The 15,338-nt window shown below is 73.4% G+C and carries 14 protein-coding genes; 4 read left to right on the top strand and 10 right to left on the bottom strand.

Translation table 11 applies throughout. The features are described 5' to 3' along the window. Positions 1–17 precede the first annotated feature (17 nt). Entirely contained in the window at positions 18–449 is a 432-nt protein-coding gene (locus O7627_RS03400; protein WP_278092042.1) for a hypothetical protein, read from the bottom strand. Between the two features lie 335 nt (positions 450–784). Between O7627_RS03400 and O7627_RS03395 the strand changes: the two genes are divergently transcribed. Beyond that, positions 785–1,234 carry a helix-turn-helix transcriptional regulator gene (locus tag O7627_RS03395; protein WP_278092041.1) on the top strand — a complete coding sequence of 150 codons (450 nt, stop codon included), beginning with the start codon at positions 785–787 and terminating at the stop codon, positions 1,232–1,234. Positions 1,235–1,257: 23 nt separating this feature from the next. On the opposite strand, the gene O7627_RS03390 is transcribed toward O7627_RS03395, so the two are convergent. The 3 genes from O7627_RS03390 to O7627_RS03380 are packed head-to-tail and all read right to left on the bottom strand — an operon-like array spanning position 1,258 to position 2,890. Next, a complete protein-coding gene (locus O7627_RS03390; protein ID WP_278092040.1) occupies positions 1,258–2,346 on the bottom strand; it encodes a hypothetical protein in 1,089 nt (362 codons plus the stop codon). Next, on the bottom strand, positions 2,333–2,551 hold the full coding sequence (locus O7627_RS03385; protein ID WP_278092039.1) for a heavy metal-associated domain-containing protein: 219 nt from the start codon (positions 2,549–2,551) through the stop codon (positions 2,333–2,335). The genes O7627_RS03390 and O7627_RS03385 overlap by 14 nt, the downstream gene beginning before the upstream one ends. Before the next feature lie 12 nt (positions 2,552–2,563). Continuing rightward, a complete protein-coding gene (locus O7627_RS03380; protein ID WP_278092038.1) occupies positions 2,564–2,890 on the bottom strand; it encodes a metal-sensitive transcriptional regulator in 327 nt (108 codons plus the stop codon). An 86-nt stretch (positions 2,891–2,976) separates the two neighbouring features. Here O7627_RS03380 and O7627_RS03375 point away from each other — a divergent pair, with 86 nt between their 5' ends. After that, a complete protein-coding gene (locus O7627_RS03375) occupies positions 2,977–3,954 on the top strand; it encodes a C40 family peptidase (protein ID WP_278092037.1) in 978 nt (325 codons plus the stop codon). An 11-nt stretch (positions 3,955–3,965) separates the two neighbouring features. Here O7627_RS03375 and O7627_RS03370 read toward each other — a convergent pair whose 3' ends face one another. Continuing rightward, the gene (locus O7627_RS03370) at positions 3,966–6,350 is read right to left on the bottom strand and encodes a DEAD/DEAH box helicase (RefSeq protein ID WP_278092036.1); all 2,385 of its coding nucleotides are present in this window, start codon (positions 6,348–6,350) and stop codon (positions 3,966–3,968) included. A 52-nt stretch (positions 6,351–6,402) separates the two neighbouring features. Beyond that, positions 6,403–7,521: a glycerophosphodiester phosphodiesterase gene (locus tag O7627_RS03365; RefSeq protein ID WP_278098139.1), complete on the bottom strand. Its 1,119-nt coding sequence runs from the start codon at positions 7,519–7,521 to the stop codon at positions 6,403–6,405. A 201-nt stretch (positions 7,522–7,722) separates the two neighbouring features. Here O7627_RS03365 and O7627_RS03360 point away from each other — a divergent pair, with 201 nt between their 5' ends. Together O7627_RS03360 and O7627_RS03355 are read left to right on the top strand one after the other, a co-directional pair. Then, entirely contained in the window at positions 7,723–9,057 is a 1,335-nt protein-coding gene (locus O7627_RS03360; protein ID WP_278092035.1) for a potassium transporter TrkG, read from the top strand. A 76-nt stretch (positions 9,058–9,133) separates the two neighbouring features. Continuing rightward, complete coding sequence (locus tag O7627_RS03355) at positions 9,134–9,802, top strand: TrkA family potassium uptake protein (RefSeq protein ID WP_278098138.1); 669 nt, start codon at positions 9,134–9,136, stop codon at positions 9,800–9,802. A gap of 12 nt (positions 9,803–9,814) precedes the next feature. On the opposite strand, the gene O7627_RS03350 is transcribed toward O7627_RS03355, so the two are convergent. From O7627_RS03350 to O7627_RS03335, 4 genes are all read right to left on the bottom strand, one after another. Then, positions 9,815–11,623: a serine/threonine-protein kinase gene (locus O7627_RS03350; protein WP_278092034.1), complete on the bottom strand. Its 1,809-nt coding sequence runs from the start codon at positions 11,621–11,623 to the stop codon at positions 9,815–9,817. A 73-nt stretch (positions 11,624–11,696) separates the two neighbouring features. Continuing rightward, entirely contained in the window at positions 11,697–13,268 is a 1,572-nt protein-coding gene (locus O7627_RS03345; RefSeq protein WP_278092033.1) for a fused MFS/spermidine synthase, read from the bottom strand. Between the two features lie 36 nt (positions 13,269–13,304). Beyond that, complete coding sequence (locus O7627_RS03340; RefSeq protein WP_278098137.1) at positions 13,305–14,267, bottom strand: hypothetical protein; 963 nt, start codon at positions 14,265–14,267, stop codon at positions 13,305–13,307. A 205-nt stretch (positions 14,268–14,472) separates the two neighbouring features. After that, positions 14,473–15,336 (bottom strand): inositol monophosphatase family protein, encoded by an 864-nt coding sequence (locus tag O7627_RS03335; RefSeq protein ID WP_278092032.1) that lies wholly within the window; start codon positions 15,334–15,336, stop codon positions 14,473–14,475. Positions 15,337–15,338: the final 2 nt, after the last annotated feature.

The raw sequence follows: 15,338 nt of genomic DNA, 5'->3' as shown, positions 1-15,338 counted from the left end.
CTCCGACCGGCGGCCCGCTACCGGCGGCGGTCGCGGTCGCCGTGGTCGCCGGTCAGCCGGCCCAGGTCGCCCGGCAGCCGGCCGATCGGGTGGTCGTGGCCGGTGCTCGGGAACGGGACGACGTTCGACCGGCCCTCCGGTTCGCCCGCGTTGCCGGCGGCCGTGAACGCGTTCCAGGAGATGTCCACCAGCAGCCGCTTGAGGTCGGCGTGCCGGTCGGCGGCGTTGCGCTGCAGGGCCAACCGGGCGCCGAGCAGCACCGACACCAGGGTGGTGGTGATCGCGCCCGCGGCGGCCACCAGGTGTGCGCCGGAGACCGGGTCGGCCTGGATCGCCAGCACCAGCAGCCAGGCCCAGAAGCCGGCCGCGAAGACGGCTGCCTTCGCGACGAAGAAGAGGCTTACCGGTCCGGGCCGGTGCGCGGGTGGTGGGACGGCTGGTGTCGCCATGATCGCCCTGTCGCTCGTGATGGTCGGAGTCTGCCTTGATCGGATCGGTCCCCGACTCAAGCTTAGGCCCCTTGACCTGGGATTTCAGGCACCGTGACGGCCACCTTACCCGGCTGCGGCAGGGTCCGCCCGAGGGACCGACGGGGAGGGGTCCTGGGCGAGGGCATCGGTCCCACGGGGTTGACTCAACGGTAAGGAGTCCCGTCGATGAGACTGAATCGGTCGATCGGGCAACTTGCGTCGAGCCGCCTCCGTATTACTCTCAGGAGAGCACTCTGGACTACTCACAGGGCAGCGCCCGGTCCGGAGGCGGGGCGAAAGGGCCAACCCTGACCATGGGCGCCGCACCGGACACGCCGCAGGCGGCATTCGCCCGCTTCGTGCGGCGTGCCATCGACGACGCACGGGACCAGCGCGGCTGGACCGTAACCGATCTTGCCACCCACACCGGAGTCGGCCGCTCCACGGTCTTCCGCTGGCTCGCCGGCGACTGGCAGGACTACCCCGAGCTGGCCAAGGTACGCGGCTTCTGCGCCGCGCTCGACGTACCGGTGACGGCGGCCTTCCGGGCGCTCGGCCTGCCCAACGGCGAGGCCGGGCCGGGCGGGACGACAAGCGACGACCAGGTGGACGCCGACATCCGGGTGATCCTCGGCCGGCTCGCCGATCCCGGGGTGCCGGTCGAGGAGAAGAAGCTCATCCGTGACCTGCTGAGCTACCTCGCCAGCCGCCCGGTCCGTCGCCAGGATCAGCCGTCCCGCCGGATCACCCGCCGCGCCGGCTGAGCCCCGCCGGCCCGGGGCTCACGTCACGGCACGATCAACGTGAACTCCGCGGTCCGGACCACCCCGGCCACCTGGAAGTCGAAGAAGAGCCGGTAGCTGCCGGGGCTGGGCGCGGCGACCCAGAACTTGACCGCCCCACCCGGATCACGCGCCTCCTCCGGATGCACGTGCAGATAGCCCAGGTCCCCGGCCCGCACCGCCACCAGGTGCCCGTACGCCCCGAGGTAGGGCTGCAGGTCGGTGACCGGGCTGCCGTTGGCGAACACCCGGAACACCAGCGGCGAGGTCGCACCCACCTGAGGGGTGCCCTGGTAGGCGACCGTGAACCCGCCGTCGACGGTGGCCTCCCGGGCGGCCGCCGGCAGCGGGCGCGGCCGGTAGTCGCCGGCCACCACCAGATCCACCCCGAGGGTCGCCGGGATCTGGCCGCCGTCGGCGTCCAGGGCGGCGAAATCGGCGTACGCCCGCCAGATGCCCGGCTCGGACAGGGACACCGGCACGCGCCAGGTGCCGTCCGGCGCCATCGTCGGGTGCAGGTGCTGATAGCCGGAGAGATCCCGGCGGACCACGATCAGGTGCATCGGCTTGTCGTGCACCACGGCGTACCGGGTCACCGGCTGGCGTTGCGGGTCGAGCACCCGGAAGGCGAACTCCTGGCCGGTGCCGACCGGGAACGACGAGGTGACCGGCACCAGCGTGTGGCCGGCGGCGCTCAGCGAGAGCCCGCCGACGGCCCCGGCCGCCGCGGGCTCGGCGCCGTGGGCGTGCCCGTCGTCCGCGGCGGCCGGATCGTCGCCGCCCGGTTCGTGCCCGGCCGCGTCGTGGCCCGGCGAGCCGGCGCTCGGCCCGTGGTCGTGCGGGCCGACGCCCGGCTCGTGGGTGTGGTCGGCGACCGCCGCGCCCGTCAGGGTCTGGTCGTCCTCGCCGACCAGCCGGCCGATGCCGAACCCGGCGATCAGCGTCGCCGCCAGCGCGCCGATGAACAGGCCCAGCCGCAGGGTGCTCCGATCCGGGCCGCCGGACAGGGTGCTCCGGTCGGGGCCGCCGGGCAGGGCGCTCCCGTGGCGGCCACCAGACATGGCGCTCCGGTCCGGTTCGTCAGGCATCGGCATCGGCGAGCTGGTAGCCCGCCTCGTCCACGGCGGCCCGGACCTCGTCGAGCGGCAGCGGGGCGTCGCTGGTGACGGTGACGGCGCCGGTCGGCAGGTCGATCCGGACGTCCCGGACGCCGGTCAGCGCGGTCAACTCGCCGGTCACCGCCTGCACGCAGTGGGAACAGGTCATACCGGACACGGTATAGGTGTTGCTGACGGACATACTGGTGAACTCCTATGAGCGGACGAGACGGGCGATGGCGTCGGACGCCTCTTTGACCTTGGCGGACGGGTCGCTGCCGTCCCGGCCGGCCTCCATCACGCAGTGCGCGATGTGCCCTTCGAGCAGCCCGACCGCGACCGCCTGCAGCGCGCGGGTGGCGGCCGAGATCTGGGTGAGCACGTCGATGCAGTAGGTGTCCTGCTCGACCATCCGGTGCAGGCCGCGTACCTGGCCCTCGATCCGGCGCAGGCGACCGAGCAGCGCCTGCTTGTCCGCCGCGTACCAGTAGGGGCCGGCCTCGTCGGCGGTGGCCGGCGCCGGTGGCTGCTCTGTGGTCATGCCGCCAAGGATACCCCCCTGCCGTATCCAGGGCCGGTGCCCCGCGGCCGGCGTCGCCTTCCGGCGGCTCGCTCGTTGAAAACGTCGTGCCGACCTCCACCCTGCCGCGCCTGGTCGCGGCCGTCGCCGCCGGGGTGACCGCCGGGCTCGCCCTGACCGGAACCCCCAGCCGCGCCCAGCCGTCGGACGATCCGATCGCCCGACAGATCGCCGCCGCCGAGGAGCAGCTCGAAGTCGTCATCGAGGACTACAACGACCTGCGCGAGGAGCTGCGCGCCAACCTGCGCCGGGCCGACGAGCTGGGCGTCGAGATGGCCGAGCTGGAACGCGCGATGGACCGGCACCGCCAGGAACTCGGCGCCATGATGGCCACCGCGTACCGGACCAGCAACACCCAGTCGTTGGTCACCGTCGCCGCCCTGCTCGAGGTCGCCTCGACCGACGGACTCGTCGACTCACTGCTGCTGCTCAGCCGGCTCAGTCGGGAGCAGCAGAAGGTGATCGGCCAGCTCACCGACTCGCGGGACCGGCTGGCCGCCGCCCGACAGAGCGCCCGGCAGCTCGCCGACCAGCAGCGCGGTCACCAACGGCAGCTCGGCAACCGGAAGCAGCAGATCGAGGCCGAACTCAGCCGGCTGATCCGGCTCCGGGACGCCACCGGTGACCGCGACGACGCTCCCACCGTCGCCCCCGGCGACCTGCCCAAGCCGCCACCCGGCGCCGCCGGGACCGCGGTCCGGTTCGCCGTCGCGCAGCTCGGCAAGCCGTACCAGTGGGGTGGTTCCGGACCGGGCGGGTACGACTGCTCCGGGCTGACCTCGGCCGCGTGGGCGGCGGCCGGCGTGCAGCTCCCGCACAACGCGGCCCGGCAGTGGAGCGTGGTCAACAAGATCAGCCGTGCCGACCGGCGCCCCGGCGACCTGGTCTTCTACTACGCCGACATTCACCACGTCGCCATCTACGTCGGTGCCGACCGGATCGTGCACGCCCCCCGCCCCGGCAAACGCATCCGGATGGACCGCTTCGACTACCAACCGATCCACAGCCTCGGCCGCCCCGGCTGACCCATTCCGGCTCAGCCGGCGACCGCGAGCGCGAGCGGGAGTACGGCGGGGGCGTCGGCCCGGCGCAGCAGGCGGGCCACCATCGTCATCGTCCAGCCCGAGTCGACCAGATCGTCGACAAGCAGCACCGGACCCGCCAGGCCGGGCAGCGCCGCCGCCAGCTCCGCCGGGACGACGAACGCGTCGTGCAGCGCGCGTACCCGTTGGGCGCTGTTGCCGCGCGCCCCGCCGTCACCCGACCCGGCTGACCCACCCGACCGGGCCGGCACCGTGCCGAGCAGCGGCAGGCGCCCGACCTCGGCGATCCGCTCGGCCAGCTCCCGAACCAGGCGCGGACGGCGGTGCGACCCGACGGCGACCACGCCGACCGGCCGGGCCGACCACGGGTCGTCGCCGTGCGCCCAGGACTTGAGCACCTCGATCACCGCGCCGGCCACGTCGTCGGGCAGCGGCCCGTCCGGGGCGTCCGGGCCGGTCAGGTCCCGCAGCCGGCCGCCCCAGCCGAGGTCCGACAGCCGCCCCACGGCCCGGCCCGGCAGCGCCGTCTCGTCCGCGCCGAGCTTGCCGCGCAGCGGCACCCCGACCGCCTCCAGGCCGGTCGGCCAGAGCTTCTTCGGCGCGATCTCGACCCCGGGGCGGCCGAGGAAGGCGTGCGCGGCGGCGAGCGCCGGGGCCGACACGTCGGCGGTGTAGCGGGGCTCGGCGCACCGGTCACAGCGCCCGCAGGCGGTCGCCGCCTCGTCGTCCAGGCAGCGGCGCAGGAACTCCATCCGACAGCCGACGGTGGTCGCGTACTCGCGCATGGCCCGCTGCTCGGCTGTCCGCGCGGTGGCAACCCGCTCCAGCCGGGCGGTGTCGTAGCTCCACGGTTCGCCGGTGGCCAGCCAACCGCCGCGCACCCGGCGGACCGCGCCGTCCACGTCGAGCACCTTGAGCATCATCTCCAGCCGGGCCCGGCGCAGGTCGACCACCGGTTCGAGCGCCGCGGTGGAGATCGGCCGGTCCGGGCGCAACGCCGCGAGCACGGCCCGGACCTGCTCCTCCGGCGGGAAGGCCAGCGAGGCGAAGTACCGCCAGATCGCCTGGTCCTCGGCGCCGGGCAGGAGCAGCACCTCGGCCTGCCGGACCGCCCGCCCGGCCCGGCCGACCTGCTGGTAGTAGGCGATCGGGGACGGCGGGGCGCCCAGGTGCACCACGAAGCCCAGATCCGGCTTGTCGAACCCCATCCCCAGCGCCGAGGTCGCCACCAGCGCCTTGACCTTGTTGTCGAGCAGGGCCTGCTCGGCGGCCCGCCGGTCGGCGTCCTCGACCTGCCCGGTGTACGCGGCCACCTGATAACCCCGGCCGCGCAGGAACTCGGCGGTCTCGCCGGCCGCCGCCACGGTCAACGTGTAGATGATGCCGGAACCGGGCAGCCCGTCCAGGTGGTCGGCTAGCCAGCCGAGTCGGTGGGCCGGGCTCTCCAGCTCCAGCACCGCCAGCCGCAGCGACTCGCGGTCCAGCGAACCGCGCAGCACCAGCGCCTCACCGGCCGCCGGTCCGCCGGCCGCCGCCCCACCGGCCGCGCCGCCGGTGACCGCGCCGCCAAGGGCTGGGCCACCAAGGGCTGGCGGGCCGGCTTCGGGGGCCGGGGTGCTGAGCTGCTCGGCGACGTCGGCGGTCACCCGGCTGTTGGCGGTCGCCGTGGTGGCCAGCACCGGGGTGCGCTCCGGCAGCCCGGCCAGGAAGGTACGCAGCCGCCGGTAGTCGGGGCGGAAGTCGTGCCCCCAGTCCGAGACGCAGTGCGCCTCGTCCACCACCAGCAGCCCGGTGGTGGCGGCCAGCCGGGGCAGCACCGAGTCCCGGAAGTCCGGGTTGTTCAGCCGCTCCGGGCTGATCAGCAGCACGTCCACCGCCCCGGCGTGGATCTCGGCGGCGATCTGCTCCCACTCGTCGAGGTTTGCCGAGTTGATGGTGCGGGCCCGGATGCCGGCCCGGCCGGCGGCCTCCACCTGGTTGCGCATCAACGCCAGCAGCGGCGACACGATCACGGTCGGCCCGGGCTGCCCGACCGGCTCGGTGTCCCGGCCCGCCGCACCGTCCAGGCCCGCCGCACCGTCCAGGCCCGCCGCATCGTCCCGCCCTCGCAACAGCGCAGTGGCGACGAAGTAGACCGCAGACTTGCCCCAGCCGGTCCGCTGCACGCAGAGCACCCGACGGCGATCGACCACCAGCGCCTCGATCGCCGCCCACTGGTCCTCCCGCAGCCGGGCCTGCTCGCCGGCGAGCCGACGCAGCACCGCCTCGGCCCGCCGGCGTACCCCGTCCCGGTCGCCGGCCTCCGCACTGCCGGCCGCCGCGCCACTGGCCGCCGCGTCGTCGGCCGGCCGGTTGGCGGTCACCCCGTAGCTGTCCATCCGGCCTTTCTACCAGCGGACGCTGACCGCCACCGGGCGCGGACCGCCGGGGTCAGCCCAGGCCGAGTCGGGCGGCGACGGCGGTGTCCGGGTGGTCGCTGAAGACGCCATCCAGGCCGAGACCGTAGAAGAGTTCATATTCGGCCTGGATGGCGCCCCGGGCGTTGGGATCGGTACCGATCCGGAAGTCGGCCGGCAGGAACTGGTTCTCCGCCCGGAACGTCCAGGCGTGCACGATCAGCCCGGCCCGGTGGGCGTCCCGGACCACGGTCGACGGGGCGCGCAGATTCCCGGCCGCGTCCCGGGGCACCAGCAGGTTCTTGTTCGTCCCGATCCCGTCCGCGTAGGTGCTGATCCACTTCAGGCCGGCGGGCCGGGCCAGGTCGGCATAGCTGCGCGGGTCCCCGGCAACGGTGAAGTCGTACGGGCGGCCGGCGGCGTCGAGCAACTGCACCAGCCGGACGTCGGTCAGCCGGCTGAGCCGGCGCAGGTTCGCGGTCTCGAACGACTGGATGATCACCGCGTCCCGGCGGCTGGTCAGCCCGTTGCGCCGCAGCACCGCCACCAGCGGCTCCTCCAGCGGCAGGCCGATCGACCGGAAGTAGGTGGGGTGCTTGGTCTCCGGGTAGATGCCGATGGTGCGGCCCAGCCGCCGGCTCTCGGCCCGGGCCAGCTCGATCACCTCCTGCAGGGTGGGCACCTGGAACTGGCCGTCGAACGCGGTGTTCGTCGGCCGGACCTGCGGCAGCCGCTCCTTGGCCCGCAGCGTCTTCAGTTCGGCCAGGGTGAAGTCCTCGGTGAACCAGCCGGTCACCGAGACCCCGTCGATGCTGCGGGTGGACCGGCGGTCGACGAACTCCGGGCGGTCGGCCACGTCGGTGGTGCCGGAGATCTCGTTCTCGTGCCGGGCGACCAGCACCCCGTCCCGGGTGGCGACCAGGTCGGGCTCGATGAAGTCGGCCCCCATCCGGATCGCCAACCGGTACGCCTCCAGGGTGTGCTCCGGGCGGTAGCCGCTGGCGCCCCGGTGCGCGATCACGATCGGCCGATCGGTGGCGCGCGGACGGTCCCGGGCCGCCTCGCCCCGGGCGGAGGCGGGGGTGGTGGGGGCCGACGCGACCGTCGCCAGCAGCACGCCGGCCAGGCCGAGGGTGGAGAGGGTACGTCGCAGCGTCATCTCCGGTCGTCTCCTTCTGTTGGTGCGGACCTGTCGGTCGGGATCTGTTCGCCAAGATCGACCGCAGCGGTCGGGATCGGTCCGAGCCAACCGGGGGTCGGCGACGGGCGGTGGGGCGGCGGCTGTCCGTCCGGTGAATGTCTCGGTAGTGGCGAATGACCACGCGACATCGGGCAACAGCCAGAAAATGGGGCAATGCGACTGCGACTGCGCCAGCCCGAGCGGGCCATCCCGCTGGCGTTCCTGGGCGCCATCGCGGTCGGCACGGTGCTGCTGCTCCTGCCGGTCTCCCGGCAGGACCCGGACTCGGCCCCGGTGGTGGTGGCGCTCTTCACCGCCACCTCGGCGGTCTGCGTGACCGGCCTGACCGTGGTCGACACCCCGAGCTACTGGTCCACCACCGGGCTGGTCCTGATCACGCTGCTCACCCAGCTCGGCGGCTACGGCATCATGGCGATGGCGACGCTGCTCAGCCTGTTGGTCTCGCAGCGGCTCGGGATCCGCGGCCGGCTCATCGCCCAGGCCGAGAGCAGCGCGGTCGGGATCGCCAACCCACGCCGACTGCTGATCCGCATCGCGGTGACCATGCTGGGCTGCGAGGTGGTGATCGCCGTCTTCCTGGCGGCCCGCTACTGGGCGGCGTACGACTATCCGGTCGGCCGGGCGATCTGGTACGCGATCTTCCACGCCATCCAGGCGTTCAACAACGCCGGCTTCGCGCTCTACCGCACCAGCATGACCGAGTTCGTCGGGGACTGGTGGATCTGCGTACCGCTGATCCTCGGGGTCTTCGCCGGCAGCCTGGGATTCCCGGTTCTGTTCGAGCTGCAGCACCGGTTCCGCCAGCCGTTGCGCTGGTCGACGCATACCCGGCTCACCGTCTGGGGCTCGCTCGGGCTGCTGGTCTTCGGCTCGCTGTTCATCCTGCTCTTCGAGTGGACCAACCCGCACACGCTCGGCGCGCTGGGCACCCAGGAGAAGCTGCTGGCGGCGGTCTTCCAGGACGTGATGAGTCGGTCCGGCGGACTGAACAGTGTCGACATCGCCGCGATGAACAGCGAGACGCTCACCATCATGACCGCGCTGATGTACATCGGCGGCGGCAGTGCCAGCACCGCCGGCGGCATCAAGGTCACCACCTTCCTGATCCTGGCCTTCGTGATCTGGGCGGAGGTCCGCGGCGAGCCCGATGTGGTGGTACGTGAGCGGCGGATCGCGGAGAGCACCCAGCGCCAGGCGACCACGGTGGCGCTGCTCGCCACCGCGGTGATCGGCACCGGAGCGCTAGCCCTGGTCGCCCTGACGGACGACGTGATCTTCTACCGGGTTCTGTTCGAGGCCACCTCGGCCTTCGCCACCACGGGGCTGACCAGCCTGCCGACGTCGACGCTGCCGGAGTCGGCGCAGCTGGTGCTGGTCGTGCTGATGTTCGTCGGCCGGGTCGGCATCATCACGGTCGCCTCCGGCATCGCGCTGAACACCCGGCGCCGTCGGTACCGCTACCCGGAAGAGAGGCCCATCGTTGGCTGACCAGCGACGAAGACGCGAGCCGAGCGGCAATCGGGCGCAGGCCCAACTCGACGGCAACACCCGGCAGCCCGGCCCGGTGTCCCGGGCCCCCACCGCGGGCGAGAACGTCGCCGTGATCGGGCTCGGCCGGTTCGGGGGGCAGGTGGCCGAGTCGCTGCTGCGGCTCGGCCACGAGGTGCTCGGCATCGACCAGGACCCGCACACCGTCCAGTTCTGGGCCGACCGGCTGACCCACGTGGTGCAGACCGACTCGACCGACAACGAGTCACTGCAGCAACTCGGGCTGGCCGAGTTCGGCCGGGCCGTGGTCGGCATCGGCACCGACCTGGAGGCGAGCGTGCTGACCGTACTCACCCTGACCGAGGTGGGGGTGCAGGAGATCTGGGCGAAGGCGATAAGCGTCAAGCACGGGAAGATCCTGGCCTCGGTCGGCGCCGATCACGTCATCTATCCCGAGGCGGCGATGGGTGACCGGGTGGCGCACCTGATCACCACGAAGATGCTCGACTTCATCGAACTCGACGAGGGGTTCGCGATCGCGAAGACCTGCCTGCCGGCCGAGCTGACCGGCCAGACCATCGGGCAGTTCGCCATGAGGAACCGGTACGACGTGACGGTGGTCGGGATCAAGAGCCCGACGGGCGAGTTCCTGCGCCCCGACCCGGAGACCGTGCTGACCGGCGACGCCATCCTGATCGTGGCCGGTGCCACCGACCAGGTGCAGCGGTTCGCCACCGAAACCTGACGGCCCCGCCCATCAGCGGTGTTTGGCGGGCTTGCCGGGCTTCGGTGGCTTGCCGGGCTTGGGCGGCTTGGCCTCACCCTTCGCCTTCGGTGCGGCCGGACCGGCCCGTTCCGGCCGGACGGCCGGGGCGCCGGCGCCCGACGCCTTCGCCGACGAGCGCGTCACCGCCACCGCGCCGTCGGGCGTGGCGGCGGCCATTCCCGGTACGCCGGTCACCCGCGCCTGGCAGGCCAGCCCGCCGAGCCGGAACTCGGTGGGCAGCGCGTTCGTCGTACGGTACTGCCCGGCCAGCGCGATGGTGGCCGCAGCACCGGAGGCCAGCGCGGTCGGACCGCCGTCGGCGGGCTCGATGGTCAACTTCCGGCCCTGCTGCCGCCAGCCGACCCCGGCCGCATCGGCCGCGGCGTGGGCCACCGTCTGGTCACCCGGTAGCGCGAACGTCAACGCCCAGTCGGCAACGGGGTCGGGGCCGGTGTTGGTGACTGTCACCCCGGCCTCGAAGTCGCTGCCGGTGTCCCGGCGCAGCGCGTACTCGACCTGGCAGCCGGCCGGTGAGCCGACGCCGGCCGTCACCTCGGTGAGCCCGTCGGTGCCGTCCGCCGGGGCGGCGCTGACGCCGGCCCAGACCGCGCCGGTGAGCGCGACCAGCCCGAGGCCGACCGCCGCCACCTCGACCCTGCGCCGCCGCTCCCCGGTTGCGCGCAGCCGCCCGGCCGTCGCGCGCAGCCGCCCGGCGCGACCGGCCGGGGCCGGGCCGCCCGGGTGACCGCCGCTGCGCCGGCTGCCTGCCCGGCTGCCGCCACCGGTCGAGCGGACCGACAGCGACAATGCGTCGGTCTCCACCGACCACGGCAGGATCACGGTGCCGGCGTCGGCGTAGTGATCGGCGTCGGACGGGAGGGGCCGGTCGACGGCGGACGGGAGGGGCCGGTCGACGGCGGGCCGCCCGGTCCGGCCGGGGGCGGCGGCGTGGGCCAGGCCACGGGCGAGCTCGGCGCTGGAGGGCCGGCGGGCCGGGTCCTTGGCCAGGCACCGGGCGCATAGCTCGACCACCTCGGCCGGCAACCCGGGAATCGACGGCAGCGCATCCGGCTCGGTGAACATGTGGGCCCGGAGAAACTCGGTCGTGGTCTTCGCCGCCCACGGATACCGCCCGGTCAGAGCGCGGTAGAGCAGCAGGCCGAGCGCGTAGACGTCGGCCGGCGCGGCGACCGAGCCGCCGTCGAGCCGCTCCGGCGCGAGATAGGCGGGGGTGCCGAGCAGCTGTCCGTCCGGCCCTACCTCGCGCTGCCCGACCAGGGCCGAGATCCCGAAATCGACGACCTTCGCCCCGTTCGCGGTGAGCATCACGTTGCCCGGGTGGACGTCCCGGTGCACGATCCCTCGCGCGTGGGCGGTGGCGAGCGCGGCGGCCACCTCGGCACCGACCGTCACGGCCCGCCGCCAGGGCAACCGCCCGGACCGGGCCAGTCGGGCCGCCAGGGATTCGCCGTCGACCAGCTCCATCACCACGTACGGCACCGGGCTGCCGGCCAGCGACGCCTCGCCGTAGTCGTACACGTTCGTGATGTTGGGGTGGCAGAGCCGGGCGGCGGCCTGGGCCTCGATTCGGATCCGGTGCCGGAACACCCGGTCGCCGGCCAGCCGGGGCGCGAGGACCTTCACCGCCACCTGCCGGCCGAGCACCTCGTCGTAGCCGCGCCAGACCACCGACATGCCACCGGCACCGAGCTGTTCGATCAACCGGTACCGGCCGCCGAGCGGACCGTCCGAGTCCACCGACCCGGGCAGCGCCCGCCCGGCCGTCGCCTCCCCACCCATGGCCCGGTTACTTGCCCAACCCGGGTCGGGCTACACCCGAAATGGCGAAATCGGTCAGCAGACGAAACCCCGGTCAGCCGGTGGCGAGGAGCTGGTCGACCGGGGCGTACTCGTCGGTGAGCACGAGGGCGTCGTCGACGAACTCGGCCAGCTCGGTGCCGGACAGCAGCGTGACCGGCGCGTCGACCGAGGTGGCCAGCCGGTCGCGCAGGGCGGCCAGCGGCAGCGGCGCCGCGGAGGCGACGATCACGAAGTTCGCCCCCCGCTCGCCGGCCAGACCGTCGGGCGGCGCGATCAGCGCGACGTGGGCGAACTCGGCGGCAACCGTGGCGAGCTCCGCGCGGATGAACCGCAGCGGCGGATAGTCGATCACGTTCTGGGCGTAGACGCCGGTGGGCCGGACGATCCGGTGCACCTCGGCGGCCATCTCACGGGTGGCCAGGTGCCAGGGCACCACCAGGTGGCCGAACGCGTCGCCGACCACCAGGTCGGCCCGGTCGTCGGGCAACCGGCCGATGAGCATCCGGGCGTCGCCGATCTGCGGTCGCAGGTCCGGGCCGGGCCGGACGTCCAGCTCCCGGCGACCCAGGTCGACAAGTTGGCCGTCGATCTCGTACACCAGGTTGTCGGTGCCGGGCCGGGTCGCGGTGAGGTAGCGCGGCATGGTGAAGCCGCCGCCACCGAGGTGTACGGCGTCCAGCCGCTCGCCGGCCGGTGCCATCACGTCGGCCACCGCGCCGATCCACTGGGTGTACTCGAACTCCAGGTGGGTCGGGTCGGCGAGGTCCACGTAGGAGTGCCGGGCCGAGTTGAGCACCAGCGTCCGACCGGTCGAGTTGTCGGGATCGGTCACGATCGACGCGCAGTGGTACTCGGTCTCCACGTCGCACGGGTTCGGGGCGACCACGGTGAGGGCGGCCCCGGCCAGCGCCAGCACGGCGACCGCGGCCTTCACCTTCGGCCGGCCCGGCACCGCCGTGTGGTCGCGGCGGCGCAGGTAGACCCCGAGGGCGATCCCGGTGCCGCCCAGCAGCACCGCCAGTCCGGCGATGATCACGCTGCTGGGCAGGGTGGCGACCAGCACGAAGCCGGTGCCGAAGGTGGCGGTGATGGCGCCCAGGGTGCCGATGCTGGAGAGTTTGCCGACCACCTGCCCGGTCCGTCGCAGGTCGGCGAGCTGCAGCTTCACCACCAGCGGGGTGACCGCGGCGAGCAGCGCGGCCGGCAGGAAGATCGCCAGCGCGGTGAGCAGCACGATGCCGGCGGCGGCCCCGCCGCGCAGCACCTCACCGGCGTACCGGACGATCGGCAGCGTGATGGCGGTGGTGACACCGGCCAGCACCAGCGCCGGGGCCAGCAGGGTACGCGGGTCACGTCGATCGGCGATCCAGCCGCCGAACCACGCACCGTAGGCGATCGCGGCCAGCGCCACCCCGATCACCGAGCTGGTCACCTGCAGGGTCACCCCGACGTACGGGCCGACGAGCCGCAGCGAGGCGGTCTCCAGTACCAACACCGCGCCGCTGGCCAGGAAGACCAGCGCGGCGGCGAGCCCGTTCGGCAGTGCGTGCGGCACCACGACGGCCTCGTCGGTCGGCTCGGTCGGCGGTGGGCCGCCGGTCACGTCGGGTGCGGGAGATTCCATCGCCGCAATGGTACGCAACCGGCGGACCGGACCTGCCTAGATCATGGAGAGATGAACGTGGTTCGTGTGCGCCCCGGCCGGACTGCTGCCGCCGCTGTATGACCGCCAGCCGGTGCCGGGCATCCAGATCTGCCGGTACCAGATCACGTACAGCACACCGAGTCGGTTGGCGTTCTTGATGTAGAACGAGGCCAGGTTGTTGCCGTAGGTGCGGTCGCCGCCGGTGGCGTGGGAGTTCTTGAAGCCCTCCGCCCCGGAGGAGAAGTCGCAGGCCTGCCCCTTCGGATGCTCACCGCCGCCGCCGCTGCGGTGACAGGAGGTGTGCCGCTTGAAACCGGCCGCCCTGGCCTGGTTGTACGCGTGCAGCGTCCGCGGGGTGATGCAGCCGCCGGTGGTCGGGTCGTCGATGGTGCAGGACTCGTTCGGCCAGGAACCGTCGGAGTTGCGCGGCGCCGGCTTGGCCAGCGGCGAGTTGGCGTTGATGAACCCACCACTCGGCGAGCCGCCGACGGTGGCCAGCGCCCGCTCGGCGTCCTGCTTCTTCTTCGCGATGACGGCGAGCTGCTTCTTCTGCTCCTTGACCTCATTGTCGATGGCGGCCTTGGCCCGGTCGGCCTGGTCCCGCGTCTCGATCAGCTCCCGGAGCTTGCGGCCGTCCCGCTGGGCGAGCACGTCCAGCCCGGCGGCCCGCTCCAGGAACGCGTCCGGGGAGGCGCTGTTGAGCAGCATCGACATCGGGGTGAGCCGGCCGAGCCGGTACGACTCGGCGGCCACCGTGCCCAGCTCGGCGCTGAGGCTCTGCACCCGGGCCTCGATGAGTTCCAGCTGCAACCCCAGGTCGGACTGGCGCTTCTTGGATTTCTCCAGTTTGTTCGTGGCCTCGATGTGGCCCTTCGAGGCCGCCTCGAACACCTCACGCAGGCTCTTGCCGCCCTCGTCGCCGGGGGAACTCGGCGCGGCGGCGACGGGGCTGACCGGTACGGCCGCGGGTGCCGCCAACGCGGCGACCAGCGCGACGACCAGCGTCAGGGCCCGCTGTCGGGTGAAGCCCGTCTTGCGCACGTAAAGCCGTCTCCTCTGTCGGCCGCCGACCCCACGCCGAACGTCGTGATCCCCCGCGCCGTACCCGTTCCGGCGACAACCGCATTCTCGGCAGCAGCCCGCGCCGGCGCCCTTCGGACGCCACCCTGGCGTGGACCGCCGGTCAGCCTACCGAATCGGGGGCCGGCCCGTCGCCCCCGACCACGCCGTCGGGCGGAGCCGTCGGGTCCACTCCGGAGAAAAGCGTTTCGCGTACGGTGTGCCAGATCTCCTCATTGGCCGCGACCAGCAGCCCGGCCCGCCCGTCAGCCGGCTGGTACGGGCTGCCGTCGAGCCGGCGGGCCACCCCGCCGGTCTCGCCCACCAGCAGCGCGCCGGGTGCGTGGTCCCAGGGCAGGGTGCGCCAGAAGAGCGCGAAGTGCTGGATCCCGGCGACGATGTCGGGGTACTCCCGGCCGGCGCAGTGGTGGCCGGCGAGCACCTCGCCGAGGCGCGCGGCACGGGCCTGCACGGCGGCCCGGACCGGCGGCGGCAGGAACCGGGTCGGCAGCACGCCGCGCAGCGCCGCCACCGGCGGCGCGCCGGCCGGCGCCCGCAGCTCGACCCCATCGGCGTACGCCCCCACGCCGGCTCGGGCCACGGTCAGCCGGTCGGCCATCGGGTCGAGAATCCAGCTCGCCTCGGTGACCCCGTCCCGGCGCAGCGCCACCATCACCGCGAACGGCTCCCGACCGGAGGCGAAGTTGGCGGTGCCGTCCAGCGGGTCGACGAGCCAGACCGGTCCGGGCAGGTCGAGCCGGGCCAGGGTGGCGGGGTCGTCGGCCACCCCCTCCTCGCCGACCACCTGCGAGTCGGGCAGCAGCCGGGTCAGCCCGTCGGTGAGGATCCGCTCGGCCTGCCGGTCGGCGACCGTCACCACCTCACCGGGCGCCTTCTCGGTCACGTCGTCGGCGCCCAGCCGTCGGTAGGCGGGGAGGATGGCGCGGGCCGCCGCCTCCCGCATCAGTGCCCCGACCTCGTCAATCATGA

Source organism: Solwaraspora sp. WMMD1047 (genome assembly GCF_029626155.1).
In the GTDB taxonomy this organism is placed as follows: domain Bacteria; phylum Actinomycetota; class Actinomycetes; order Mycobacteriales; family Micromonosporaceae; genus WMMD1047.
Note: the sequence above shows the minus strand (reverse complement) of the source record. Positions and strands in the feature narration are given on the sequence as shown.

Coding starts and splice junctions, on each gene's coding strand:
- O7627_RS03370 (WP_278092036.1), bottom strand. CDS start 6,350: ATGGACAGCTACGGGGTGACCGCCAACCGGCCGGCCGACGACGCGGCG.
- O7627_RS03395 (WP_278092041.1), top strand. CDS start 785: ATGGGCGCCGCACCGGACACGCCGCAGGCGGCATTCGCCCGCTTCGTG.
- O7627_RS03360 (WP_278092035.1), top strand. CDS start 7,723: ATGCGACTGCGACTGCGCCAGCCCGAGCGGGCCATCCCGCTGGCGTTC.
- O7627_RS03350 (WP_278092034.1), bottom strand. CDS start 11,623: ATGGGTGGGGAGGCGACGGCCGGGCGGGCGCTGCCCGGGTCGGTGGAC.
- O7627_RS03380 (WP_278092038.1), bottom strand. CDS start 2,890: ATGACCACAGAGCAGCCACCGGCGCCGGCCACCGCCGACGAGGCCGGC.
- O7627_RS03335 (WP_278092032.1), bottom strand. CDS start 15,336: ATGATTGACGAGGTCGGGGCACTGATGCGGGAGGCGGCGGCCCGCGCC.
- O7627_RS03400 (WP_278092042.1), bottom strand. CDS start 449: ATGGCGACACCAGCCGTCCCACCACCCGCGCACCGGCCCGGACCGGTA.
- O7627_RS03390 (WP_278092040.1), bottom strand. CDS start 2,346: ATGCCGATGCCTGACGAACCGGACCGGAGCGCCATGTCTGGTGGCCGC.
- O7627_RS03345 (WP_278092033.1), bottom strand. CDS start 13,268: ATGGAATCTCCCGCACCCGACGTGACCGGCGGCCCACCGCCGACCGAG.
- O7627_RS03385 (WP_278092039.1), bottom strand. CDS start 2,551: ATGTCCGTCAGCAACACCTATACCGTGTCCGGTATGACCTGTTCCCAC.